Raw genomic sequence first — 24390 nt, 5'->3', positions numbered from 1 at the left:
CTCTCTCCTCTCCTCCGCCCACGCCCAAACCGTCTACGAACCCCTGCGATCACCGGTCTACGATTACCTGGACCGCATCGAAGCGCGATACGGGTACGCGTTGCCGCAATTTGTCCGGGCCCTGCCGAGAATGGAAATAGCGGCTCTGCTGGATTCCCTCTCTCGTTCCGCTGCGATGCTGACGGAATATGACCGTATGGAGCTCTCTTGGTACCGCGCCGAGTATGCCGAGGAACTTTTACGACTGGCGCGTTCCGGCAGCGGTACGGAGGAGCCGTCCGATGAGCGTTTGAATGTTTTGCGCCTCCGCGGAGAGCGACCCGCGCACGGTTTCCTCTCGGCCGACATCGTCTTCGGCGCGGGCTATGCTCTGCGGCAGGATGCGGAGAATGTATTTACGCGCGCGTTCGGCATTCGTGCCATGGGCTATGCGTCGGAGTATCTCGGGGCGTCGCTGCGCTGGTATGACAATGGGCGCAGGGGTATACCCTATGACGCCGGAGCGCGGCGCGTGCCGGAGCAAGGCATAGTGAAGGGTCCGTCGAAGGATGTGGACCGATACGACTGGGAGGTGGCGGAGGGGCAATTCACTTTTTCCCTCCCCTGGCTGCGATTGGGGTTGCAAAAAGCCGATCTTTGGTGGGGAAGCGGGAGAACGGGAGCGGTCATTCTCTCGGACAAGGCGCCGTCCTTTCCCGCGATGAACCTGCACGTGCTCATCACCGACTGGCTGCGTCTGGATTATATGCACGGCTGGTTATTTTCGGATACACTGGAGGCGTATATCAACTTTACCGGTCCGGGTGCGGTGGAGGGATTGCAGTACTTTGAAAATAAGTTCTTCGCTGCGCACGCCATTACTGCCCGGGTCATGCCTTCTCTGCAGGTGGCGCTGGGTGAGTCCATCGTGTACAACGGCGGTTCAGTGAATCCGCTCTTCCTGCTGCCCGTGTTACCCTTTCGCGCCGCCGATCGCTGGACACGCGCGACAACGGGGAATGCGCAGCTCTTCGCGGACCTTCGTTGGAGGGCCTTGCCCTCCGTCATAGTGTACGGTACCGGCTACATCGATGAGCTGGATTACAGCAAGATTATGGCCTCGGACAAGACCGGCTTCGATTATCATGTAGCGTACACCGTGGGGGGGCTTCTGACCGACGCATATACCCATTGGCTGCCTCTGGCCAGCGAGACGCGCGTGGAATTTTCCCGTGTGTATCCGTATGTGTACACCAATCCCAAGCCGGTACAGCGCTACAGTTCGCACAATGTCGTACTCGGACACTGGATCGGCGCAAACGCCGATATTCTCTTCCTCTCGCATACCGTCCATCCTCTGCGCGCCGTTGATGTGACGGGTGCCGTCAGCTTCGCGCGCTATGGACAAAGCGACATGTTCCTCCCCGCCGGGCCCCGAACCCAACCGGCCTTTCTCTATGGTCATGAATACTCGCAGCGCAATCTCGAGCTGCGTATACGTTGGATGCCGCTGCACGATCTGTACGCCGTCGCGACAGTCCGCCACGTCGCCATACAGCCTGGCGAAGGGTACAAAACCTCTGTCGAGCCCGAAGGCCTCACCATTTCTCTCCGAGCCGCCTACGGGCTTTGGTGAGGATTGCTCTGCTCCACCATCCACACTGAGCGAGTCAGCGAACGAACACACCGTGGGGACCTTGCGAGGCTGTGGACCGGTGCACGCAGGGAAAACCGGTCCCACCGGCGGTGATTGTGCGTAGCCCTACCTCCTCTCAGGGCCCGGCACACCGGTTATCGCGGACCCGCTCCGATGTCTCAGCCATACTCCCATACAGGAGTACTCCTTCGACTGTGCTCAGCGACCAAAACCACTGAGACCTGATGTCACCCACGAATATACCCGGCCTGCCTGGCGGCCCGAAGTTGGCTCATTCGAGCGCAGCACCTTCATGTAGACCGATTTCTGATTCCCGACTCCCGATTAACGATTCCCGATTCATCCCCCTGATTCCATTTTGCTAACACCGAAAAAAATGATATATTTGACGGTCATCCATCAGGCTGCACCTTGAAACGGCTCCTCCGCTTATTTCTCGGGATACGCAACAGACATTATCTGTTGTTCGACCTTGTTGCCATGATGATTGTGCCGTCACTGGCGCTGTCGTTGCGGCTGGATACACCCAATCTGCTTTTCGTCTACGGTCATTCGCTGTTGGTGTACACAGGATTCGCCTCCGTCGTGAAGCTGATCGTCTACTACCGCTTTGGTATGTACAAGCACCTGTGGCGCTACGCGAGCATAGAGGAAGTGGGCGTCATATTGATTTCTGTACTGAGCGCGGGTTTTGTATTCAGTGTGATCTATCTGGTGGTGTTGCCGCTGTTTCCCGCGATTCCCCAGCGTATTCCCCGTTCTGTTCCGCTGATCGATTTGATGCTCTCACTGCTGCTGCATGGAGGTATTCGCGTGATGAGCCGCCTCTACGTCACGGAACAGCGTCGAAGGGTGCGCAATCACGATACAAGCCGGCGTGTGCTCATTGTTGGTGCCGGAAACTCCGGCACCATGATTGCGCGCGAAATGCTGCGGCATACTGACGGACAACTTGTGCCGGTGGCTTTTGTAGATGATGACCACCGCAAGCTTGGGGGCGTGATTCATAGGCTTCCCGTGCTCGGATCCCGTGATGCCATTCCTGAGATTTGCCGTGAGTACAACATCGCGCAGATACTGATCGCGATGCCGTCCGTCTCCGGCCGTGTGATTCAATCGGTGCTGAAAATCATTGAACCCCTTAAGGTAAGTACTCGTATCCTCCCGAGCGTGAGTGAAATCGTGGGTGAGACGGTGGAGTTGAGTCATCTCCGCAGTGTCCGCATTGACGATTTGCTGCGTCGTGATCCTGTAAAGACGGATATGAGTAATGTGCGGGGTATGCTCTCCGGAATGCGCGTGATGGTAACCGGTGCGGGTGGCTCCATCGGCGGTGAAATATGCCGTCTTGTAGCGCAATGTTCGCCCTCCGAACTTCTTCTGTTGGGTCACGGGGAGAACAGCATTCACGAAATCTCCCGTGAATTGGCAAGCAGGTATCCGAGGCTGCAATATCGCACGATTGTCGCGGATATCCGTGATGTGGATCGTATTCGCGATATTTTTATGGAAAACCGGCCACAGGTCGTGTATCATGCGGCAGCACACAAACATGTGCCCCTCATGGAGGTGAACGCGATTGATGCGGTAAGCAATAATGTTGGTGGCACAATTACGATGTTGCGCAGCGCGCTTCTGGCGGGGGTCGAGCGCTTTATTCTTATCTCCACGGATAAGGCCGTGCAGCCGCGCAGCATCATGGGAGTGACGAAACGTCTGGCGGAGATCGCCGTACAGCTATGCGCGCGTGAGTACAACGCAAAATACTCTGCAGTGCGTTTCGGCAATGTCCTTGGCAGCCGCGGCAGTGTGGTCCCGATCTTTCAGCAGCAAATCGATGCCGGGGGGCCCGTCACTGTCACCCATCCCGACATGAAGCGCTATTTCATGACCATACCGGAAGCAGTACAGCTCGTATTGCAGGCTTCCACATTGGAAGGGAATGGTGAAATCTACGTTCTGGATATGGGTGAACCTGTGCGCATCGTGGATCTTGCGGAGGATTTGATACGTCTTACAGGCAAGGAACCCTATCGGGACATATCCATCGAGTTCAGCGGATTGCGTTCCGGCGAAAAACTTTCGGAAGCGCTGTTTCGCCCCGGCGAAGTCTATCGTCGCTCCGAGCATGAGAAGATTTTTACTATCCTCGATCCCACTTTCGACGAGAGCGCACGTCATAACGGTTCCGCACGTATTCTCGCCTCCTGCGATGCTTTCGAGCAGTGGGTACGCTCCGAGCTGCTCACGCTGACAGAGCCTGCGCAAATCCTGCGGCACATACACAAAATCATTCCCGAATTCGAGCACTCTCTGGTGGGGGGCACAGATATCACAGAATAGAAGCTCTTTGGGAGTTTGTGCGTTATTCACAACGCGCACCGCAACTCTTCGATTTCACAAGACAAACCACAATCTCTCCTCTGCGCACATCTGCACTAGACGCAGCGCTCTGTATTGCATCAGGCAACCTGTCTTAATCCGGGTGATTTGCTCAGACGCATACAAGCTCCCAGGTGTGATGCGTACAACGCTTCAATATCGTGCGGTTATTCGAGGGTGAAAGTCAGAAAGCAATTTCACCGTTTTCTCCCTTCTCTCGACAGACAGGGGTAATATGAGGAGGGAGGAGCGAAGGTTGTGTATTGAATTTCTCCTCCCGCCTTCTCCTATTTTCCGCCTCCGGCAGATGAAAGAGGGAGCCCGGGGGGGTAAGTCCGGAAATAAAGTACGGAGCCAGGATAACGCACAAACTTCTTTTTTTCGATAATCATAAACATTACCAATAACTCGTACCAGTCACCTATGAAAACCGCACTCATCACCGGCATTACCGGACAGGACGGCTCGTATCTCGCGGAGCTGCTGCTTGAGAAAGGGTATACCGTTCACGGCCTCATTCGCCGGAGCTCGTCGTTCAACACCGGAAGGATAGATCACCTGTACAACAATCCGGATGTATACAACAAACAGTTGTTCCTGCATTACGGGGATCTCACGGATTCGAGTAATCTGAATCGCCTGCTCGAGAAAATCGCGCCGGACGAAGTGTACAATCTCGCTGCGCAATCGCATGTGAAGGTATCATTCGAGGTGCCGGAATATACCGCCGAAGTGGATGCGGTGGGGACGCTGCGTTTTCTCGACGCCATCAAGGAAAGCGGCGCGAAAGTGCGTTTTTATCAGGCGTCAACCAGCGAGCTGTACGGCAAGGTGCAGGAAATTCCGCAGTCGGAAAGCACACCCTTTTATCCCCGCTCTCCATACGCCGTGGCGAAGATCTACGGGTATTGGATAGTGGTGAACTACCGCGAGGCGTATGATATTTTCGCCTGCAATGGTATTCTCTTCAATCATGAATCTCCCCGTCGTGGTGAAACCTTCGTGACGAGGAAAATCACGCGGGCTGCAGCGCGGATCAGAGAAGGACTTCAGGACAAGCTGGTTCTCGGTAACATGGACGCCAAGCGCGACTGGGGTTACGCGCCTGAATTCGTGGACGCCATGTGGCGCATGCTGCAGCAGGACACCCCCGACGATTTCGTTGTCGCCACAGGTGAGACGCATACCGTCCGCGAATTCACCGAAATCACCTTCCGCGAACTTGGGATTGAGCTCGCGTGGCAAGGCGAAGCTGAAAAAGAAAAGGGCATAGACACCGCCACCGGTGCGGTGCGCGTGGAAGTGAGTCCGCATTACTATCGTCCCACCGAAGTGGATCTTCTTATCGGCGATCCCTCCAAGGCGAAGCGTCTGCTCGGCTGGGAGCCAAAAGTGAAGTTCGAGGAACTTGTCAAGATCATGACGGCCGCGGATTTGGAGAAGGTGCGGCGGAGAGGGTATTAGTGGGCGTAGAGCCGGGATGCGTAGCGCATAGCGCGTAGCGCGTAGCGTCAGGATTTCGCTTAATATTCGGCTTAAAACATTCGAGAAGCATTAGCATTGCGCTCTGCTCTCCGTCACCGTTCATCCATCAACATTCGAGGTACGCCTATGTTTCGTTTTGAGAAGCTTGAAATCTGGACTGAAAGCGTTGATATCCTTGATACAATCTTTGATCTGGCAGACGATTTAACCGACAGGAAATACTTCCGCTTCGCTGAGCAGCTTCGGTCATCGGTATTATCAGTTTCTAACAATATAGCCGAGGGGTCTGGTAGCACTTCGATTCGAGATTTCCAGAATTTCCTGAATATCGCTCATCGCTCCGTGTTTGAGACGGCAAATATGGTAATTATTTGCTCTCGTCGTTCACTTATAACAGAGGCAGCGAAGACCGCACTATTAGAGGCACTTGATCACAACGCCAGGAAGATAAACAGATTCTCTGCTTCGCTGATCAAGTCCAAACCACTGCCGTAAAGACGTCTGGCGCCCGCGTTGCGGAGAGCGTAGCGCGGAGAGCGTAGCGCCCGCGTCTCGTTTACTGCATCGCTTTGAACATTTGAGAAGCCTGCGCTCCGCCCTACGCGCTCCGCATTTTCGAGAAGCCTGCGCTACGCCCTTCGCCCTTCGCGCTCTGCATTTGACTAGTACTCAATAATATCATCCTGACCATGAACACTGCATCGAAAATTTACATCGCCGGCCACACAGGCATGGTGGGCTCCGCTATCTGGCGAAATTTACAGAACGCCGGCTACACAAATCTCATTGGTAAAGCACTCAGCGAACTCGACCTCACCCGCCAGGCGGATGTCGAGCAGTTTTTTAAAGCGGAGCGGCCGGAGTATGTGTTCCTCGCGGCAGCGCGGGTTGGCGGTATATATGCCAACAATGTGTATCGCGGGGAATTCATTTTTCAGAACCTGGCGATACAGAATAATGTGATACACGCCGCACATATGTATGGCGTAAAGAAGCTGCTTTTCCTCGGTTCGTCCTGCATTTACCCGAAACTCGCGCCGCAGCCCATCAAAGAGGAATATCTTCTCACCGGCGAGCTGGAACCGACAAACGAGCCGTACGCCATCGCAAAAATTGCCGGTCTGAAAATGTGTGAATCCTATAAACGGCAGTACGGCGACAATTTCATCTCCGCGATGCCGACGAATCTCTACGGCTACAACGACACCTTCAATCTGAAGAACAGCCACGTCCTGCCGGCGTTGATACAGAAATTCCATCTCGCCAAACTCCTGCGAACCTCTCCCCAGGTCCCTCTCCTGCCAGGAAAAGGGTGGGAGGTGAGGTCCGGGATAAGCGAGGATCACGTAGAGATTTGGGGCACAGGTTCTCCCCGTCGCGAATTTCTGAATGTCGATGATTGCGCGTCAGCTCTTGTTTTCCTCATGCAGAACTACGACGGTGAGCAGCACGTCAACGTCGGTACTGGCGAGGATCTCACCATCCGGGAACTCGCGGAGATGGTGCGACGCATCGTGGGCTTTGAAGGCGAGCTGCGCTTCAACACGGATTATCCGGACGGTACACCGAGGAAGTTGCTCGATATTACGAAAATTCGTGAACTAGGGTGGCGACCGGAGATATCGCTTGTGGAGGGGATACGAAGAACATACGATTGGTATGCGAAGAGGGTAACGGAGCAGGTGCCGTGAACCGAAAGGTGGAATAATGGGGCTCTCGGTGCGGTACTGAGTTACGTTGGTAGAATCGCGACATCAGATAGCGGCGAATCCGTACTTCAAACCGTGGCCGTAGCAGACGAAACATGTGCGACGTGTTTCGATGAGCAAGGCTTTTCGAGGAAAGATGTCACCGTTATGACGAATAGCGCGTATGTGAAAATCGTTTTGATTTGCAGATGCGAATACTAAAGCTCCGAAACGGGAATGAAGCATTTTTACTCACTGCAGCATTTGATGCGGTAGTGAGTTTTCTTATATATCCGCGAGTGCGACATCTCATGGGGGCAGTGGACGGCGAAGGATATGCGAAGCTTGCGGACACATTACTGTCATGCGGTAAATTCGCGTTCGGTTGCGAAGCGCACAGCACAGTATTCCGGGGTCCGGGATACCCGGGATTTCTTGCTTTGATAAATTTGCCATTTGGGCAGGTCTCGTACGAGTGGACCGTGATAGTACAGATACTGTTGAACGCGGGCTCGGCAGCGTTACTGTTCTCTCTGGTGTTCAATGAAAAAGGATTGCGAGCTGCAAACACAGCATTGCTGGTCTTTCTCTCTGTCCCGGTTTTACATGTTTTCGTTCCCCGTTTCCATCTGGAAAATGTGCTTCTGTTTTTTTTGCTGGCAGTGGTCGCACTTCTCGTACGGAGGAGTGAGTATAACCCGATGTGGTCGACCATCGCAGCTGCAGTACTATTGGGTCTCGGAATTCTAGTGAAGCAAACGTTTCTGCTCCTTCCCATCATCCTGGCTTCTGTCGTATGGAGAGTTGCGAGACAGCCGCGCCTTGCACTCGTGTTACTTCTTCTCCCGTATGGTGTCGTTCTGCCATGGAGCGTTCGCAGCAGTGCACTCGCACAGAGTTTGTTGCCCGTGCATACGAATGCAGGATTTAACATGCTCATCGGTAACGAGACCGTGAAAAAATTTCCAGAAGCACCATTCACGGGATCTGTTTTGTGGGACTATGGATATGCAGCTGTCAGGAAGAGCGGTAGTGACAGTGAGCCCCGAACTGCAACGCAGGAGTATGAGGAGGATGCGCGATTATTGGACATCGGTCTCCGTCAGCTCTGCGAAGAACCGATAATACTCGTTAAAATACTAATAAATCCAATATTGTTTTTTACACTTGGTTCTACACTGCTAAATAGTATAGTACTTGGTGTTCCGGCTCTGATCCTGGTATTCTTCAGTGCAAGGGGAGTATGGGCCGGACATCTATCCGCATTCCTCTCGATACTCTGCGGTGTGATTACCGTGTATTATCTTTTCGTGCACATACCATTGTATGCTATTGGGAGGTTTTCCATACCAGTGCTGCCACTGATGATCGTGCTTGCCATGGGGTACAGACAGAAAATGCAGATTTTAGAATAGTGTAAAGCTGTCTGAAAATCATGGTGTGAACGTGGAAAATCCGTATCAACCGCGCAATCCGAAATTGCGATGGCTCAAAGCGCTTCTGCGTGGAATGATGAGCGTCGTGGGATTGTCGTGTGTTATACTGCGCTATCCGAAAGTCAGGGAGCACGCGCTCATGCACTGGCTGCGGTGGCACCGTGTGCTGTGGCCATGGATGCGCAGGCCCTGGCGAATGCGGACACGCGATTTGAGTGCGGTATATCTTACGTCGCGAACACGCTGGGATGGTCCCGGTTCGCAGATACTTGCAACTATGTCGAATATCTGCTTCGCGGATTTCACTGGTGTGCAGTATGTGCATACACCTTTTCAGCGCATGTCCCATGCACCAGCGGGTATGACGGATGAGGAATGCGGTCGGCGCTGGGAGCGGCATCTGCAACTGGGTGAGGGCTATCCCTCCGCTGAAAGTATACAGCCTGCAAAACGGATGGTCGCGCACGGTGCGGCAGGAATCAGGTATCGGTCCGGCACACTGAATGTGGTGGACAACTGCCATGCCTTCACCGATCGCTATCCGTCCGTGTGGGGACCGGCGCTGGATGGAATAAAACGGAACCGCTGGGCTCCGCCAGCTCCGCGGGATGGTCGGCCGATCGTCGTAGCGGCTCATGCGCGCCGCGGCGATGTACCTGCCAGCGAAACATTGCGCTACACCAGCGATGCATATCTCGCGAGTACATTGGGCGGCGTGGCGCAGGTGTTGAGTGATTACGGACTGCACGCGACCTTGCATGTGTACTCCGAAGGCCGGGAGGAGGACTTTGCGGGATTGCGTGAACTGGAAGTAACACTCCATCTCGACGGAGATCAGATCGGGGATTGGGAAGCGCTGCGCGCCGCCGACGTCCTCATCGTTTCGCGCAGCGCATACAGCTACAGCGCTGCCTTGCTCTCGGATGGCATCATCCTTTGTCCCCGCTTCTGGCACGAGCCCCTGCCTGGATGGGTGCGGGTGGGGAGGGATGGCGCCTACAGTGCAGAGAATTTGAAGGGAAAGTTACTCGGATGAAAGCTCAGCATTATTTGGTGTGTGCAATAATCTTACCGGTAGTATACGGGATGTAGCGATGATCGAAACGGCGAAAGCACGATTGCGGAAATTCCTCGTGAGCACGCCTGCGTTCTCCCAGAACCCGCAGGTGGATCGGACTCTGCTGGCGAAACATTATCGCTTGATCTAGTACATACTTCCACCGGAGGTGAGGCCAAAGCTTGCTGAAGTTGGCTTTAAGGTGTGTTCGGAATATAAAGAGGATGGCTTGCTCCTGTACATCTTTTCATTGGTCGGTAGCACAAACAAGCGGGTCGTTGAACTGTGCGCGGGAGATAGCCGGGAGTGTATGGCCGCGAATCTTATCATTGATCACGGCTGGGAGGTCTCTTGTTCGATGGATTTCAGGAGCTCGATGAAAGTGGGTGGGCATATTTCGCAGAAGAGCGGGACTCGTGGCGTCATCCACCGATCTTCAGGCATGCATGGCTTACCCGTGAGAACATCAACGAGACCATCGCCCGGGAGGGATTCGTTGGGCCAATTGACCTTCACAGCGTGGAAGACGACGGAATAGACTACTACTTGCAGAGGCGATCAGTGTCGTTGAACCAAGGGTTATCATTTGTGAAACGCATAATGTCATCCTGAGTGCACTGTCGCCCGCGGTACCGTACGATCCGGAATTCCGGCGGATGCTGGGGCCCGATCCGGACTTCATGGGTGCTTCGCTTCTAGCAGTTAAGCGTCTTCTGGGCAGAAAGGGATACCGGCTGATTGGTACCCATCGCTTCAGATTCAACGCAATTTTTATACGGGAGGAACTTGGTGAGCGATACTTTCCGGAAGTCAGTGTCGAAAGCGTACACGATAACCCATACACGCGACTGAGAAGTACCGTTGATTGGGGGAGAGTCAAGAGCCTGCCATGGGTTGAAGTATGAGAACATAAGGGTTAGCAGAGTGCTACTCGATGTTGTGGGGTTATTCATACTGTCTAGCCGGGAGATATTTATTATGTGCTATATCGGGGTATTCAATGTAGGTGTGACAAGTTTACGGCATAAATAGCAATGTAAATTCCGTAATCAAATAGCATAAATTAATATAAAAGCACAGGATATCGAAATTCTAAAAAGCAAATGCAGATAAACTTTCCTCCGTAAAACTATATTTATAGCGTATGCAAGCTATCATGTTGCTCAAACAGGGAATGTTGCATTCGAGGGATTCTGAAGTAATAGTTGCAAGTTGGAGGAGTGTTTCTAATTTGTCTATGGGTATAGTGAACGAGGTGAAAAGGTGATAGAATCGAATCAAGGTCAGTACGCTAGCAGGTGCACAGAATTAAAAAGAGGCTTTTTGATTGAGGGTCAATAGCAATTCGCGTGAGATAAATTAGATGAATCGTTCTAAGCTTGGACGCCGAGGTGGGGAGTGCAGTGTCATACTTGGAATAGTTGTTCTATTTGTGGCCTACATTAATACCGGATGGCCAGATTTATTTGAATATTGGAATGTACCGATAATGAAGCCAGCGTTTGCAGATCTTCGCACCATTACACATGGTGCAGATGCCGCAGCTATCGGAGTAGATCCGATGATAGAGAACAATTTTGATCCATGGAGCCGGCGTTTAAATTATCCACGCGTCTGGCAGTTGTTGTATCCACTTGGCGTTAATAAATCGCATACTGAAACATTAGGGTTCTTGTTGGTTGTCCTGTATTTCGGCGGGATGCTGCTCGTTTTCCGTGGGATGAAGCTTTGGTGGTCTCCTGTCTTGATTTTGTTTGTGTTGGCTCCAGCGGGGATGCTCGCGATAGAGCGAGGAAATATAGATATTGCTGTGTTTTTCATCCTCTGTTTGGCTGCCGTCCTGTATACGCGCAACAGACGAAATAGCGCCGCTGTAGCCATACTGCTGACGGTGATGCTAAAAATATATCCTGTATTTTCAATAGGTATTATGAATTGGAAAGACGGTCGGGACAGGGTTTATTTGATCTTGCTGCTAATTGCTTCGATTTGTTATTTTGCATTAATTTATGAAGACTTGACGCTTATTGCAAGAAACACCCCGGCTCCTGATTCACTTTCGTACGGTATATCGGTCATTACAATAAAGTTTGGAAAGCATTTTCCCGAGATGTACACATTGGCGAAAATAATAGCATATGCGGGAGTAGGTTCCATGCTGCTGGGGTCATTATGGTGCATTAAAAGAGGCCGTGCAATCTCATCTAGAAGTGAAAATCGAGATGTGCTGTTTATAATTGGTTCATCGATATATATTGGGACATTTCTGCTTGGTGCAAATTTTGATTATAGATTGATTTTTCTAGCTTTTGTGCTTCCGAACCTTTTGACTCTTCTGACGTTTGATCGTCTTGCCTTCAGGCTATATGGTATGGTAATGTTGGCATTAATACTCATAACTACCTGGTATCTGATTCTTAGAAACTATATGGACGCATACTTCGTTGGTCCGCTTGCGAGCACAATTGTTGATGAAGTTGCTCATTGGTTGCTATTCGGAGGTTTGCTTTTCCGACTCCTATCAATGTATTGGCAAGTAGACTCAACAAGAGGATTTCGTGGGGACTCAGAGCGGAAAATTGCCTGACGCCGGATAGTAAGGCCATGCACAGGAGAATTATGGATGGCATCGGCTTCATTATTCCCTTCCTGCGCGAAAGTATCGTACTGCTTGTTGCGGCGGGAGTATCGCTCGTTCTGTGCCGCAATCGGCTGGCGGTGATGATCGTATCGCTGTTTGTCGCGATGCTGGCGTACCAAATCTACATCGGTGGTGACGCCTGGGACTACTGGCGCATGCCGGCACCATTGATCCCGTTGCAGCTCCTGCTGGTGTTGCGCGGTTTGCACGTTCTGATCGGCGGCTTACGGAGCAGTCCGGTGTTCGGCTTGCTCGGGAAGAGTCAGTCCCGGGTGGTCGCTGTACTGTTGCTTTTCGGGATAATCTGGAGCGTGAATTCCCGTTTCCTGCGTGAGGCGACGTTGATTGACAAGGCCTATCAGGTGGACATGAATACCGTGAATACCCGTGCCGCGGTAGCATTGCGGGATGTACTCAAGCCGGAAGCGACCGTCGCTGTGGCCTGGGGAGGAACGGTACCATATTTGACCATGCTTCGTGCGGTGGATATACTGGGGAAAAGCGATAGAGAGATTGCTTCGCTTACACCGTACAGGGGTTCAAATCACTTTTGGGGCGGGATGAAAGGAGCGCCGGGACACAACAAGTACAGTCTCGCGTATTCCATAGTAACCCGAAAGCCGGATTATACCGATACATTCCAATGGTTTGCAGAGGATTACCGGTATTTGATCGGTAAGGAATACAAAGAAGTCGTGCATCGCGGCGCGGTGCTGCATTTGCGCGTGGGATCGGAGCAGGTGCGTTGGGAAGTACTGCATGACAAAAATGTCTGGCGTGCGGAGTAGTTTGCAGCAGCTCTCTAAAGCATCCTGGGAGCCATATCCAACGCGACGGTGGAGGATTATCGGCGGCATCGTTATTGCTCTTTTCACAGCACTGTGGTTTTTTCCCCAGATTCTGATCCAGAATGATTTCCGTACGGACGACTTCTATCTTTTTGCGGTGCTCGGCGAGAGCGGACTTGTATGGCCATGGGAGAGCGGGCAGTATCTGAATTTCATGGGATTTCGACTCGTTTCCATGATTCTCTTCCTGGGGCAGTTGCAACTCTTCGGTACCATGGCCTTGGGGTATTACGTCGTCGGATTGCTCTTCCACATCCTTGCGGTTCTGCTTTTCTATGCACTTCTGCTCACGACAATGGAACATTTCGTTGGACAGACACATGTGCACATAGCAGTTTTTACGACTTTGGTGCTTTCTGTTCACGCCGATGCGTTTTACAATGTCCTGTGGATATCCAATCAGACGGAGACGCTGGCACTGCTGCTATGCATGCTCTACCTGTTGCTAATGCTGCGCTATCTCGCTTCGGGGATGTTGGTCCATGCACTCAGTGGCATGCTGATACTGTTCATCGGTTTCTTCGTGAAGTTCAGCATCGTCGTGCTTCCATTTCTTTTTACTGTAATGGCAGTGGTGTATTGGCGGAGTGCCAGGACAAGTGTTCGCCGGTCTATGCTCGTGCTGGTCGCCGTCGCAGGAGTGTTGTTGTCCTTCGCGTTCGTCGGTTTTTGGTTCGCATTTGATCGTTACGATGAAGTGTTGTCATTCGCCATTCTTCCAACGAAGCTATTTTCGACTGTCGCGATCATGATGATCGCGCTGCATCCATGGGTGGCGGAGATGTTGTATCCATTCATGTACGAACAGCGTATTGTGGCATTGCTGCTCGGGGCGCTGGGAGCATTGTTGCTTTTCCTGTTGCTGAGGAAATTGAGCCGCGAACACCGCACGTCTATCCTTATCGCGCTGGTTTTGTTGCTTATCGCCGTGCTTCCACGTGCAGTGCATCAGATTGCACCGCGCATCAACACATTGCAAATCGCTGTTCTGCTGCTGCTTCTCTCGATAGGTTTTACGATGTACCGTCCGCGTCTGACTTCGTGGGTGATGGGTCTTTTACTGCTTTCGCATCTCGCCGGCTCACTGGTGATTATCCCGAGGTGGCGAGGGGAAACAGCGAATGTGCGGTACGTTCGCCTGTTGCACGAAGAGACGGAAATGGCGACAAAGGCCGGCATGCTCCTCGTCCATCAAACGATTTTCGATCAATACGCGATTCATTTTTACCGTACCGGACGATTCGGTAAGGATACTCTCCTGCAGGTTTCGCCCGTACGATTACTGAGAAAATACGGTGTTCGCTCCCGGAAGGAATACGATATCCGCCGTGATGACAAAACCATTGAGCTCGTGGCGACAGACATACGCACCGGCTTCATGGCCGATACCACTGTCGCCAGACCGCCATGGCTGGACGTGACTTTCTCCGAGCCCTTACGCGACTACGGATATCGTCGCGCACGCCTCGATATCGCCGCCGCTCCGAAGGGCTTGCGCCTTCTCGTCGAACGGGGCTTTGCATACGAGGGAATTTAGCGGTGAGGCGGGGATATCGGCAGAGTGTATGCGATGGTCCGCAATGAGTGTGTCCGCACGACTTGCGAGTGCCGGCCTGCTTCTGGTCGCGCTTGCCGTAGTCGCGGCGCCCTTTCTCTTGTCTTTCCATTTTTCCGGGGATGACTACGAGGTTCTGCGCGGCTCCACGATCAATGCGTTTCCGGTTGATGGCGATTTCCGTGTTATCAAGGAGGGCGCGTATTTCCGGCCATTGGTGACGCTGAGTTTTGCGTTGAATGCCTGGCTGAGTCCGGGACTGCCGTGGTCGTATCATTTGTTTAACCTGCTGGTGCATGCGCTGAATGCGGTGCTGGTGGGGATGTTGCTCCGGAAGCTCTTTCAAACCCGTGCGCGGATCGCTCTGCTCACGGGTTTCGTGTTTTTTATCCTCCCGCAGGGTGTGATCAATGCGTACTGGATTGTCGGCAGGACTGATTTACTGTACACCGCGGGCGTGCTTGGGGCCGCCGTATCGTCGCTGCTGTTTATCAGGAACGGGAAGCTGCGGTACATCGTGCTGATGGCCGTTTCGTTCGTCGCTGCATTGCTGTCGAAAGAAAGCGGGGTGCTTTTTCCGCTGTACCTCGTGGCGATCAGTGCCTTGCTTTTGCTTCGCGGAGCCGACAATCCGCAGCGCTGGAGGATGATGGCCGCGTTTGCCGTCAGTTTCATTATCGTCGCGGTGTATTTCGCGCATCGTGCTTCCATATTCGGTTCTGTTCTTGGTGCGAATGATGCTGTTGGCATACACGATAGCGGAAGAGCGATGATGTGGCTTCTTCATGGCATCGCTTCCCTTGTCGCGCCGGTGGACCCCGTGGATTATCAGGCACTTTGGTTTACGTGGTGGCCGGGCGCTGTGCTTTTTCTGATTCCGATAGCTACGTACCTGTTTGCCATTGCCACGTTGTTCCTCCGCTCCGATCGCACGGTACGACAGGATGTGCTGTTGCTTTGGGGAGCCGGTCTTGCGGCCTTGCTGCTGTATCTGCCGAATTTTCCGTCCATGCGGCTTGCCTACGGTATCCTGCCCTTGCTTCTGCTGCCCGCCGTGCATCTCCTCGATACACACCGGCGGGCGCTGCGATTGCGCAATCTGCTACTGACCGGTGCGCTCAGTATCATCCTGCTCAGCAATGCGGCACTGATATGGAAATTCCACCACATAGGGTCATGGAACAGGCAGGTGGAGCGTCTCGCCGCATCGCTGCCGGAAAAGGGTACGGTGTATGTCGTCGCGCAATTCGGAAGAATAGGACAAGCGATATCGGAAACAGCCATGCCGGTGTGGCATCCGCTGATCCCCGATACGGACGATGGAAACACGAGAGTTGATCGCGAGGTGCGGGTGCTTGGACGATTTGAAGGCAGCATGTTTACCGATTGGCGACAGCCGTATACGATGCGCGTGAATAATGATACGCTCGAGCTTCTGTCTTCGGATGAGGTCTCAGGATTTGTTCCCGTCAGCACGCAGAAATTCTCATCACACGCCGATGTTGCGATGAATGGTTTTATCCTCCGTCCCGTGGAATTCGCTCCAAAGCGCGCCGGAGTGCTCCGGCGTCTGCAAGCGTTTCCCGTGTCGGGGGACGATGCCCCGGTGATATTTTATGACAACGGAGCATTTCATCTGACATCGCTGGCGGCGTTTCGCGCACGCTTTATTATGCCCTGAATGGATGAACCCGTCAATCCGGATTCAGTCCGGAGTTCTTCTGCCTCCCCGACGGAGCTTTCCGCCTGCACCCACGCGCATTTGACTCGTAAGAGACTGTGCTCTAATGTAGAATACTTGTTTTGACACGGAAATACTTCTTTCATGTGCGGCTTCAATTCGATTTTTCACTATAACAGCTCTCTTACGGTGGACCTCGCGGAACTCCGCGCCACGCGCGACCACATGCACGCCCGCGGGCCGGACGGCTTCGGCGAATGGGTGTCCGACGACGGCCGCGTGGGTTTCGGGCATCGGCGGCTGTCCATCATTGACCTGTCGGACCGCGGTGCGCAGCCGATGCACTCGGTGGACGGGCGGTACAGCATTACCTTTAACGGCGAAATTTACAATTATCGTCCGCTGCGGGAGACGCTGCTGCGGGACGGATGGTCGCTCCGGTCGGAGACGGATACGGAAGTGCTCATGGGCCTCTATGCACGACATGGCGCGGACATGTTGCCCATGTTGCGGGGGATGTTCGCCTTCGCGCTGTGGGACCATGAGAGGAAACAGCTCTTTGCGGCGCGCGATCCGTACGGCATCAAACCGCTGTATTACGCGGACGACGGCGGCTGCATTCGCATGGCATCGCAGGTAAAGGCACTGTTGGCGGGCGGGGCAGTGGATGCGCGCGTTGACGAGGGTTCGCTGTGCGCCTTTCTGATGCTGGGCTCCGTGCCGGAACCACGGAGCATCTATCGTGCTGTTCGCGCTCTCCCGGCAGGACACTGGCTGCGCGTGGATGGTTCCGGAGTCAAAGGACCTGTGGAGTACGGCTCCATTGCGGGGATGTTGGCCGAGGCGGCCCCTCTCCTGAGAGGAGAGGGGGGGAAGACCTCACCCCCGGCCCCTCTGTTGGAAGAAGAGACCATTCGTGAGGCGTTGCGGGATTCGGTGGCGCATCATATGATCGCGGATGTGCCGGTGGGGGCGTTTCTCTCCGCTGGGATTGACTCGGGCACTCTCGTCGGATTGGTGCGTGATGCGGGCATAGAGGATTTGCGCACGGTGACGCTGGCGTTCGAGGAATTTCGCGGCCGGCACGACGACGAGGCGCCGCTGGCGGAAGACGTTGCGCGTCACTACGGTACGGATCACCGCACGCGCATGCTGACTGCGCAGGAATTTTCCGGCGATCTCGACCATATACTCGCAGTCATGGATCAACCCAGCATTGACGGCATCAACACCTACTATGTCAGTAAAGCCGCACGAGAGAACGGTTTGAAAGTGGCGCTGTCGGGTCTGGGCGGAGACGAACTCTTCGCGGGCTACAACACCTTTGTGGATGTGCCGGAGTGGGTACGGAAATTTGGCTTTGCGAGGCGCCTCCCCTGGCTTGGGCAGGGCTTTCAGAGTGTGTATGCGTCTTTGCTTTCCGGGCATTCGGAGCGCAGTCCGAAAGTCGCCGGTGCTCTGAAATACGGACACAGTTATCCGGGTGCGTGGTACCTGCGTCGCGGACTCTTCATGCCCTGGGAGCTGCCGGAGTTGCTCGGTGTTGACCGGGCGGAAGCCGGGTTGCACGATATGGACATCATGGGTCTGATCGGCGATGCAATGACTCCGGATCCTGTTACACCGTACGGACGTATCGCGGCGATGGAGGCGGGCCTGTATATGAAAAATCAGCTTTTACGCGATTCGGACTGGGCGGGCATGGCGCATTCCATCGAAATTCGCGTTCCGCTGGTGGACATCGAGCTGCTGCGTCGCCTTGCGCCACTCATGCACACCCTGGCGCTGACGCATCGCAAGCGCCTGCTGGCGATGAGTCCGTCACGTCCCATACCACAGCAATTGCTCGACCGACGGAAAACCGGTTTTCAGGTTCCCATCCGTCATTGGCTGGAGCAAGACGAGCGCATCGACACATGGAAGCGTGTACCCACGCTTGTCCGCGCGAATTGGGAGAGGAGGTGGGCGTATGTGTTGGCGGATCGGATGAGTAAAGAGTAGAGAGAAGGGTAAAGGGTGAAGGGTAAAGGGTGAAGGGTGAAGAGTCCGAAGGACGGCACTTCCTCTGACCCGCAACGTCAGTTTGGGGACACGCGCAACTCACCCGTTCTCCTGGCCCGAAGGACGACACTTCCTCTAACCCCCAACGTCAGTTTGGGGACTCGCGCAACCCACCCGTTCTCCTGGCCTGAAGGGCGGCACTTCCTCTAACCCCCAACGTCAGTTGGAGGACACGCGCAACCCACCCGTTCTCCTGGTCCGAAGGGCGACACTTCCTCTAACCCGCAACGTCAGTTTGGAGACACGCGCAACCCACCCGTTCTCCTAGTCCGAAGGACGACACTTCCTCTAACCCCCAACGTCAGTTGGGGGACACGCGCAACTCACCCGTTCTCCTGGCCCGAAGGACGACACTTCCTCTAACCCCCAACGTCAGTTGGGGGACACGCGCAACCCACCCGTTCTCCTGGTCCGAAGGGCGACACTTCCTCTAACCCCTAACGTCAGTTGGGGGACTCGCGCAACTTACCCGTTCTCCTGGTCCGAAGGGCGGCACTTCCTCTAACCCGCAACGTCAGTTTGGGGACTCGCGCAACCCACCCGTTCTCCTGGCCCGAAGGGCGGCACTTCCTCTAACCCGCAACGTCAGTTTGGGGACACGCGCAACTCACCCGTTCTCCTGGCCCGAAGGACGACACTTCCTCTAACCCGCAACGTCAGTTTGGGGACACGCGCAACTTACCCGTTCTCCTAGTCCGAAGGACGACACTTCCTCTAACCCCCAACGTCAGTTAGGGGACTCGCGCAACCCACCCGTTCTCCTGGTCCGAAGGGCGGCACTTCCTCTGACCCGCAACGTCAGTTTGGGGACACGCGCAACTCACCCGTTCTCCTAGTCCGAAGGACGACACTTCCTCTAACCCGCAACGTCAGCTTGGGGACACGCGCAACTTACCCGTTCTCCTGGTCCGAAGGACGACACTTCCTCTAACCCCCAACGTCAGTTGGGGGACTCGCGCAACTCACCCGTTCTCCTGGCCCGAAGGGCGACACTTCCTCTAACCCGCAACGTCAGTTGGGGGACACGCGCAACCCACCCGTTCTCTTAATCGTAGCCGAAACCACAGAGACCTCATGTCACCCCACGAAATGGTCCAGTGTATGCGCCTGAGGCGAACTGGTGGGCACACTGAGGCTGACGACACCTGGAGAGATCGGAAGTTGTCCCGCCTGTGCTCTCATGTACCGACGGTTGTGCCGTGGTCCTGTGACGCTTCGGCGGGCAGGCCCGCCTGCGCTCTCATGTACCGACGGTTGTGCCGTGGTCCTGTGATGCTTCGGCGGGCAGGCCCGCCTGTGCTCTCATGTACCGACGGTTGTGCCGTAGTCCTATGACGCTTCGGCGGGCAGGCCCGCCTGCGCTCTCATGTACAGACGGTTGTGCCGTGTTCCTGTGATGCTTCGGCGGGCAGGCCCGCCTGCGCTTTCAAGTACCGAAGGTTGTGCCATGATCCTGTGATGCTTCGGCGGGCAGGCCCGCCTGCGCTCTCATGTACCGACGGTTGTGCCGTGTTCCTGTGATGCTTCGGCGGGCAGGCATTCGAAAGTCGTAACATTCCGCCGGTTCCGGTGTCTGTTTCCTTGCGGTGAACGGAATCCGATTCCTTTTTACCGCCGGAGTTCGTATTTTTCAATACTTGACCTGAAGGCAATAGTAATTCATGCTGGTATATCCCTTCGTTGCCCTTATTCTCGCCGTAGTACTCATGCCGTTGTGCATACGGCTGGCGCGACGCTATGGGCTGTTCGATTATCCTGACACGCTGCGGAAGGTGCATGAAGGCAATGTTCCCGTGACGGGCGGCTACAGCATTATTCTCGCGTTTGCGCTGACATTGGCCGCGATTTGGCTGATCGAAGGGATTTCGGTGTTTTTCAGTGAGCGCGCATCGTACGCTCTGCTTTACCCGTATCTGGCCGAGGCAACGGTGATCATCGTGGTGCTTGGCGTTATTGACGATTTACGCGAGCTGAGCTATTCGCAGAAATTTTTCTTTCAGTTTTTCGCCGCGTCGTTGATGATTCTCGGCGCCATCAAGTCGCATCTTTTCCCCGAAGTGTTCAGTCTGGAAGCGTCCGGTGTGTTGCTCAGCTCCGTGGCCATGGTCGTGTCGCTGCTGTGGATGGTGGGGACGACGAACGCCATCAACATGATTGACGGCATGGACGGCCTGGCCGGAGGTACCTCGCTGATTTCGGCGGCGGCGCTCGGCATTGTCGCGATGCTTTGGGGCAATCCGGTTCTCGGAGCCGCACTGTTCGTTCTCAGCGGCGCGATATTGGGTTTCCTGTTGTTCAATGCGCCACCCGCGCGGGTGTTCATGGGCGACGGCGGCAGCATGTTCATCGGCTTCACGCTGTCGGTGAGCGGATGGTTGCTGGTGGACAGTGCTCCCGCGACGCTGACGTCGCTGGTCGTACCCATCATCGTACTTGGCCTACCTGTTTCAGATACACTGCTCGCATTTTTCAGACGCATAGTGCGGGGGACGAATCCCTTCAGCGCCGACCTGCACCACATACACCACATGCTGCGTGCGAAGCGGGGCTTTTCCACGAAGATGACGGTGGCTGTTCTCATGTCCGTCAGTTTGCTGTACGCCGGCGCGGGCATCGTGGTGGCGATCAGTTCCACGACGGTGGGATTCGTTGTCATTGGCATCCTCATCGGCTTAAAATTTATCTTCCTGCACTGGCTGGGGTATCGCGAGTTGATCGCATTGGGTGATGGCGAGCTGCATCCGGTGAACGTCCTTCCGCTGAACGGCAATGGCCTTCGCAAGAACGGCAGCAACGGTCATCACGCGGTACGCGGTAACGGCAAGGTCGCCGGAAGCAAAGGCAGTGTCCACCTCAAACCCTGAGCTATGTTTCGCACGGGTTGCGCACATATTTTCCTCCCGAATCCACCTATCATCCCTGTGAGTGAGTATGCCTTATACCATCGCTGTCGTTGGAACCGGCTATGTCGGTCTGGTTTCCGGAACGTGTTTCGCCGAGAATGGCAATCAGGTCATTTGCGTTGACAACGATCCCCGCAAGCTTCAGAAACTGCTGAACGGGCAGATCCCCATTTACGAACCCGGCCTGCATCCGCTCTATGAGCGCAACAGCAAGGAGGGGCGTCTGTCGTTTACGGACGATCTGGAAAGCGCGGTGCTCAAATCGGACGTGATATTCCTCTGTCTCCCCACTCCTCCGACGGAGGACGGCTCCGCCGACTTGCAGTATGTGCTGCAGGTCGCGGATGATATCGGCCGTATTCTCGCGAAGCATGCGCCGCAACCGTTCAAGATTATCGTGGACAAGAGCACGGTGCCCATCGGCACATCCGAAAAGGTGACGGCGGCCATTGCGGCACACTACGGCGGCGAGTTCACGGTGGCCTCGAATCCGGAATTTCTCCGCGAGGGTTTCGCGGTGGAAGACAGCCTGCGGCCGGACCGCGTCGTGATTGGCACATCCCATGAAGAGGCAAAGCGTATTCTCACGGAGCTGTATGAGCCCTTCGTGCTTTCGGGAAATCCCATCATTGTCATGGACGAGCGCAGTGCGGAGATCACGAAGTATGCCGCGAACAGTTTCCTCGCCATGCGCATTTCCTTCATGAACGACCTGGCGAATCTTTGCGAAATCCTTGGGGCCAATGTCGACAATGTGCGCCGCGGCATCGGCACGGACACGCGTATCGGCAAGAAATTCCTGTTTTCGGGTGTGGGCTACGGCGGCTCGTGTTTCCCCAAAGATGTCAAAGCGCTGTTGAAAACCGCCAACGACGCGCAGCATCCACTGCGTATCGTGCAGTCCGTCGAGGACGTCAACGCGGACCAGCCGCGCAGATTTTTCAAGAAAATTTACGAGTACTTCGACGGCGATCTGAAAGGCCGCACGGTCGCTTTGTGGGGCCTGGCGTTCAAACCCAACACCGACGACACGCGCGAAGCACCTGCCTTTATCGTCATTGATGAACTGCTCGCAGCCGGCGTTACGGTGCAGGCCTTCGATCCCGAAGCAATGGAGAACACCCGCGAGTATCGCTTTGGTGATCGTATCACCTATGCGAAGAGCGCCTACGCCGCACTGGAGAACGCGGACGCTCTGCTGCTCGTGACCGAGTGGAATGAGTTCCGTATGCCCGACTGGAAGAAGATCAAAGACTCCCTTAAGCAGCCCGTGGTATTCGACGGCCGCAATATCTACGACCCTGTGGAAATGGCGCAGCTCGGCTTCGACTATTTTTCCATCGGTCGTCCGGCTATGCTGAGAGCGTAGGGGTCGTGAAAAGGTGAAAAGGAAAAAAAGGAAAAAAGGTGAAAAGGAAAAAAGGAAAAAAGGAAAAAAGGTGAAAAGGAAAAAAGGTGAAAAGGTAAGAGTAAAGAGCTAAGTAAGAGTGAAGAGTACCATAGGCATTCATAACCTTTTCACCCTTTCACCTTTTCACCCTTTCACCCTTTCACCCTTTCACCCTTTCACCCTTTCACCCTTTCACCCTTTCACCCTTTCACCCTTTCACCCTTTCACCCTTTCACCCTTTCACCCTTTCACCTTTTCACCTTTTCACCCTTTCACCTTTTCACCTTTTCACCCTTTCACCTTTTCACCTTTTCACGAAAAAGTTCGCTTATACCGTACTACCCAGCTTAAAAATAATCGTAAGTCGTAAATCGTCAATCGCACATCGTTAATCCATGCAATTTACCGCCACATCCCTCCCGGGAGTTTTCCTGATCGAACCGAAGGTTCACGGCGACCATCGGGGATTTTTCATGGAGACGTTCAGGCGTGATTTGTGTGATGCCGCCGGGATTCCCGCGTTGGTGCAGGACAATCATTCGCGGTCTGGAAAGAATACGCTGCGCGGATTGCATTTCCAGCACCCGTACGGTCAGGGGAAGTTGATTCGCGTGGTGGACGGCGCGGTGTACGACGTCCTGGTGGACGTGCGGGAAGGATCGCCTACCTTCGGGAAATGGGAGGGACACGAGCTGTCCGGCGAGAACAAGCGGCAGCTGTGGATTCCCCCCGGCTTCGCACACGGCTTCTGTGTGCTGAGCGAACAAGCGGATTTTCTGTACAAGTGTTCCGATTACTACCATCCCGACACCGAGATGACGTTGTTGTGGAATGATCCGGCGGTAGGGGTCCAATGGCCAATAACGGATCCGATACTCTCCGATAAGGACAAGGCCGGGCTGCCGCTGCATGCGTTGCCGCGATTGCCGGAGTACGTCCCTTAGTGGCATTTTCATTTCTTTGCATGCGAAAAGGCGGCCTGTGGTCGCCATTTTTTTTAGAACGCAGAACACAGAACGCAGAACACGCAGAATGAACAGAATTCGCAGAAAGGAAGAAGAGGGGGACCTAACGCAGCCCATCAACGGTGGTTGCCCTTCGACTACGCTCAGGGACCACCGCGGAGGGATATTATCATGGCGCGGACTTTGGTCATCCACGTACGTGCGCTCTGCTCTCCTGACTTCGCCAATGCAGCCCCATGATTAGTCCAAAGAAGAAATCATGCCTGATGAAATCGCGTCGGAAACGCAGATCGCATCTCTAATCTGTAGAGTTTGGCGCAACACCCAATCCGAAGATAAAAACCTTGCAACTCATGTATATCAACATGTGTCTGTTATGCCACCAGTGTCGTGGCGAAGTCAGGAACAGAATTCGCAGAAAGGAAGAAGAGGGGGAGCTAACGCAGCCCATCGACGGTGGTTGCCCTTCGACTACGCTTAGGGACCACCGCGGAGGGATATTATCATGGCGCGGACTTTGGTCATCCACGTACGTGCGCTCTGCTCTCCTGAATTCGCCAATGCAGCCCCACGATTAGTCCAAAGAAGAAATCATGCCTGATGAAATCGCGTCGGAAACGCAGATCGCATCTCTAATCTGTGGAGTTTGGCGCAACATCCAA

Annotated in this window: 15 protein-coding genes; all 15 read left to right on the top strand. The window is 54.4% G+C overall.

What is annotated here, in order from left to right; all coding sequences use genetic code 11:
• Positions 1 to 196: 196 nt before the first annotated feature.
• The 15 genes from M5R41_11845 to rfbC all read left to right on the top strand — a co-directional run bounded on the left by M5R41_11845 (position 197) and on the right by rfbC (position 23707).
• On the top strand, positions 197 to 1615 hold the full coding sequence (locus M5R41_11845; protein ID MCZ7557081.1) for a capsule assembly Wzi family protein: 1419 nt from the start codon (positions 197 to 199) through the stop codon (positions 1613 to 1615).
• A gap of 432 nt (positions 1616 to 2047) precedes the next feature.
• Positions 2048 to 3979 carry a polysaccharide biosynthesis protein gene (locus M5R41_11840; protein MCZ7557080.1) on the top strand — a complete coding sequence of 644 codons (1932 nt, stop codon included), beginning with the start codon at positions 2048 to 2050 and terminating at the stop codon, positions 3977 to 3979.
• A 462-nt stretch (positions 3980 to 4441) separates the two neighbouring features.
• Positions 4442 to 5482, top strand: a complete 1041-nt coding sequence (gmd, locus tag M5R41_11835; GenBank protein MCZ7557079.1) for a GDP-mannose 4,6-dehydratase — start codon at positions 4442 to 4444, stop codon at positions 5480 to 5482.
• 147 nt (positions 5483 to 5629) lie between these two features.
• Entirely contained in the window at positions 5630 to 5998 is a 369-nt protein-coding gene (locus tag M5R41_11830) for a four helix bundle protein (protein MCZ7557078.1), read from the top strand.
• 194 nt (positions 5999 to 6192) lie between these two features.
• A complete protein-coding gene (locus M5R41_11825) occupies positions 6193 to 7194 on the top strand; it encodes a GDP-L-fucose synthase (GenBank protein ID MCZ7557077.1) in 1002 nt (333 codons plus the stop codon).
• A 308-nt stretch (positions 7195 to 7502) separates the two neighbouring features.
• Positions 7503 to 8606, top strand: a complete 1104-nt coding sequence (locus tag M5R41_11820) for a glycosyltransferase family 39 protein (protein MCZ7557076.1) — start codon at positions 7503 to 7505, stop codon at positions 8604 to 8606.
• A 31-nt stretch (positions 8607 to 8637) separates the two neighbouring features.
• Positions 8638 to 9663 (top strand): hypothetical protein, encoded by a 1026-nt coding sequence (locus M5R41_11815; protein MCZ7557075.1) that lies wholly within the window; start codon positions 8638 to 8640, stop codon positions 9661 to 9663.
• 1384 nt (positions 9664 to 11047) lie between these two features.
• Positions 11048 to 12271, top strand: a complete 1224-nt coding sequence (locus M5R41_11810; protein ID MCZ7557074.1) for a hypothetical protein — start codon at positions 11048 to 11050, stop codon at positions 12269 to 12271.
• A gap of 17 nt (positions 12272 to 12288) precedes the next feature.
• On the top strand, positions 12289 to 13113 hold the full coding sequence (locus M5R41_11805; protein MCZ7557073.1) for a hypothetical protein: 825 nt from the start codon (positions 12289 to 12291) through the stop codon (positions 13111 to 13113).
• The gene (locus M5R41_11800) at positions 13085 to 14710 is read left to right on the top strand and encodes a hypothetical protein (GenBank protein ID MCZ7557072.1); all 1626 of its coding nucleotides are present in this window, start codon (positions 13085 to 13087) and stop codon (positions 14708 to 14710) included. The genes M5R41_11805 and M5R41_11800 overlap by 29 nt, the downstream gene beginning before the upstream one ends.
• Before the next feature lie 28 nt (positions 14711 to 14738).
• On the top strand, positions 14739 to 16409 hold the full coding sequence (locus tag M5R41_11795) for a glycosyltransferase family 39 protein (protein MCZ7557071.1): 1671 nt from the start codon (positions 14739 to 14741) through the stop codon (positions 16407 to 16409).
• Positions 16410 to 16553: 144 nt separating this feature from the next.
• On the top strand, positions 16554 to 18410 hold the full coding sequence (asnB, locus tag M5R41_11790) for an asparagine synthase (glutamine-hydrolyzing) (GenBank protein MCZ7557070.1): 1857 nt from the start codon (positions 16554 to 16556) through the stop codon (positions 18408 to 18410).
• 1721 nt (positions 18411 to 20131) lie between these two features.
• The gene (locus M5R41_11785) at positions 20132 to 21334 is read left to right on the top strand and encodes an undecaprenyl/decaprenyl-phosphate alpha-N-acetylglucosaminyl 1-phosphate transferase (GenBank protein ID MCZ7557069.1); all 1203 of its coding nucleotides are present in this window, start codon (positions 20132 to 20134) and stop codon (positions 21332 to 21334) included.
• 67 nt (positions 21335 to 21401) lie between these two features.
• The gene (locus M5R41_11780) at positions 21402 to 22742 is read left to right on the top strand and encodes a UDP-glucose/GDP-mannose dehydrogenase family protein (protein MCZ7557068.1); all 1341 of its coding nucleotides are present in this window, start codon (positions 21402 to 21404) and stop codon (positions 22740 to 22742) included.
• Positions 22743 to 23158: 416 nt separating this feature from the next.
• Positions 23159 to 23707 (top strand): dTDP-4-dehydrorhamnose 3,5-epimerase, encoded by a 549-nt coding sequence (gene rfbC / locus M5R41_11775; protein MCZ7557067.1) that lies wholly within the window; start codon positions 23159 to 23161, stop codon positions 23705 to 23707.
• The last annotated feature ends 683 nt before the right edge of the window (positions 23708 to 24390 follow it).

It is taken from the genome of Bacteroidia bacterium, from assembly GCA_027493955.1.
Classification (GTDB): domain Bacteria; phylum Bacteroidota; class Ignavibacteria; order SZUA-365; family SZUA-365; genus JAOSJT01.
Note: the sequence above shows the minus strand (reverse complement) of the source record. Positions and strands in the feature narration are given on the sequence as shown.

Coding starts and splice junctions, on each gene's coding strand:
- M5R41_11845 (MCZ7557081.1), top strand. CDS start 197: ATGGAGCTCTCTTGGTACCGCGCCGAGTATGCCGAGGAACTTTTACGA.
- M5R41_11820 (MCZ7557076.1), top strand. CDS start 7,503: ATGGGGGCAGTGGACGGCGAAGGATATGCGAAGCTTGCGGACACATTA.
- M5R41_11830 (MCZ7557078.1), top strand. CDS start 5,630: ATGTTTCGTTTTGAGAAGCTTGAAATCTGGACTGAAAGCGTTGATATC.
- M5R41_11780 (MCZ7557068.1), top strand. CDS start 21,402: ATGCCTTATACCATCGCTGTCGTTGGAACCGGCTATGTCGGTCTGGTT.
- rfbC (MCZ7557067.1), top strand. CDS start 23,159: ATGCAATTTACCGCCACATCCCTCCCGGGAGTTTTCCTGATCGAACCG.
- M5R41_11785 (MCZ7557069.1), top strand. CDS start 20,132: ATGCTGGTATATCCCTTCGTTGCCCTTATTCTCGCCGTAGTACTCATG.
- gmd (MCZ7557079.1), top strand. CDS start 4,442: ATGAAAACCGCACTCATCACCGGCATTACCGGACAGGACGGCTCGTAT.
- M5R41_11810 (MCZ7557074.1), top strand. CDS start 11,048: ATGAATCGTTCTAAGCTTGGACGCCGAGGTGGGGAGTGCAGTGTCATA.
- M5R41_11795 (MCZ7557071.1), top strand. CDS start 14,739: ATGCGATGGTCCGCAATGAGTGTGTCCGCACGACTTGCGAGTGCCGGC.
- M5R41_11805 (MCZ7557073.1), top strand. CDS start 12,289: ATGCACAGGAGAATTATGGATGGCATCGGCTTCATTATTCCCTTCCTG.
- M5R41_11800 (MCZ7557072.1), top strand. CDS start 13,085: ATGACAAAAATGTCTGGCGTGCGGAGTAGTTTGCAGCAGCTCTCTAAA.
- asnB (MCZ7557070.1), top strand. CDS start 16,554: ATGTGCGGCTTCAATTCGATTTTTCACTATAACAGCTCTCTTACGGTG.
- M5R41_11825 (MCZ7557077.1), top strand. CDS start 6,193: ATGAACACTGCATCGAAAATTTACATCGCCGGCCACACAGGCATGGTG.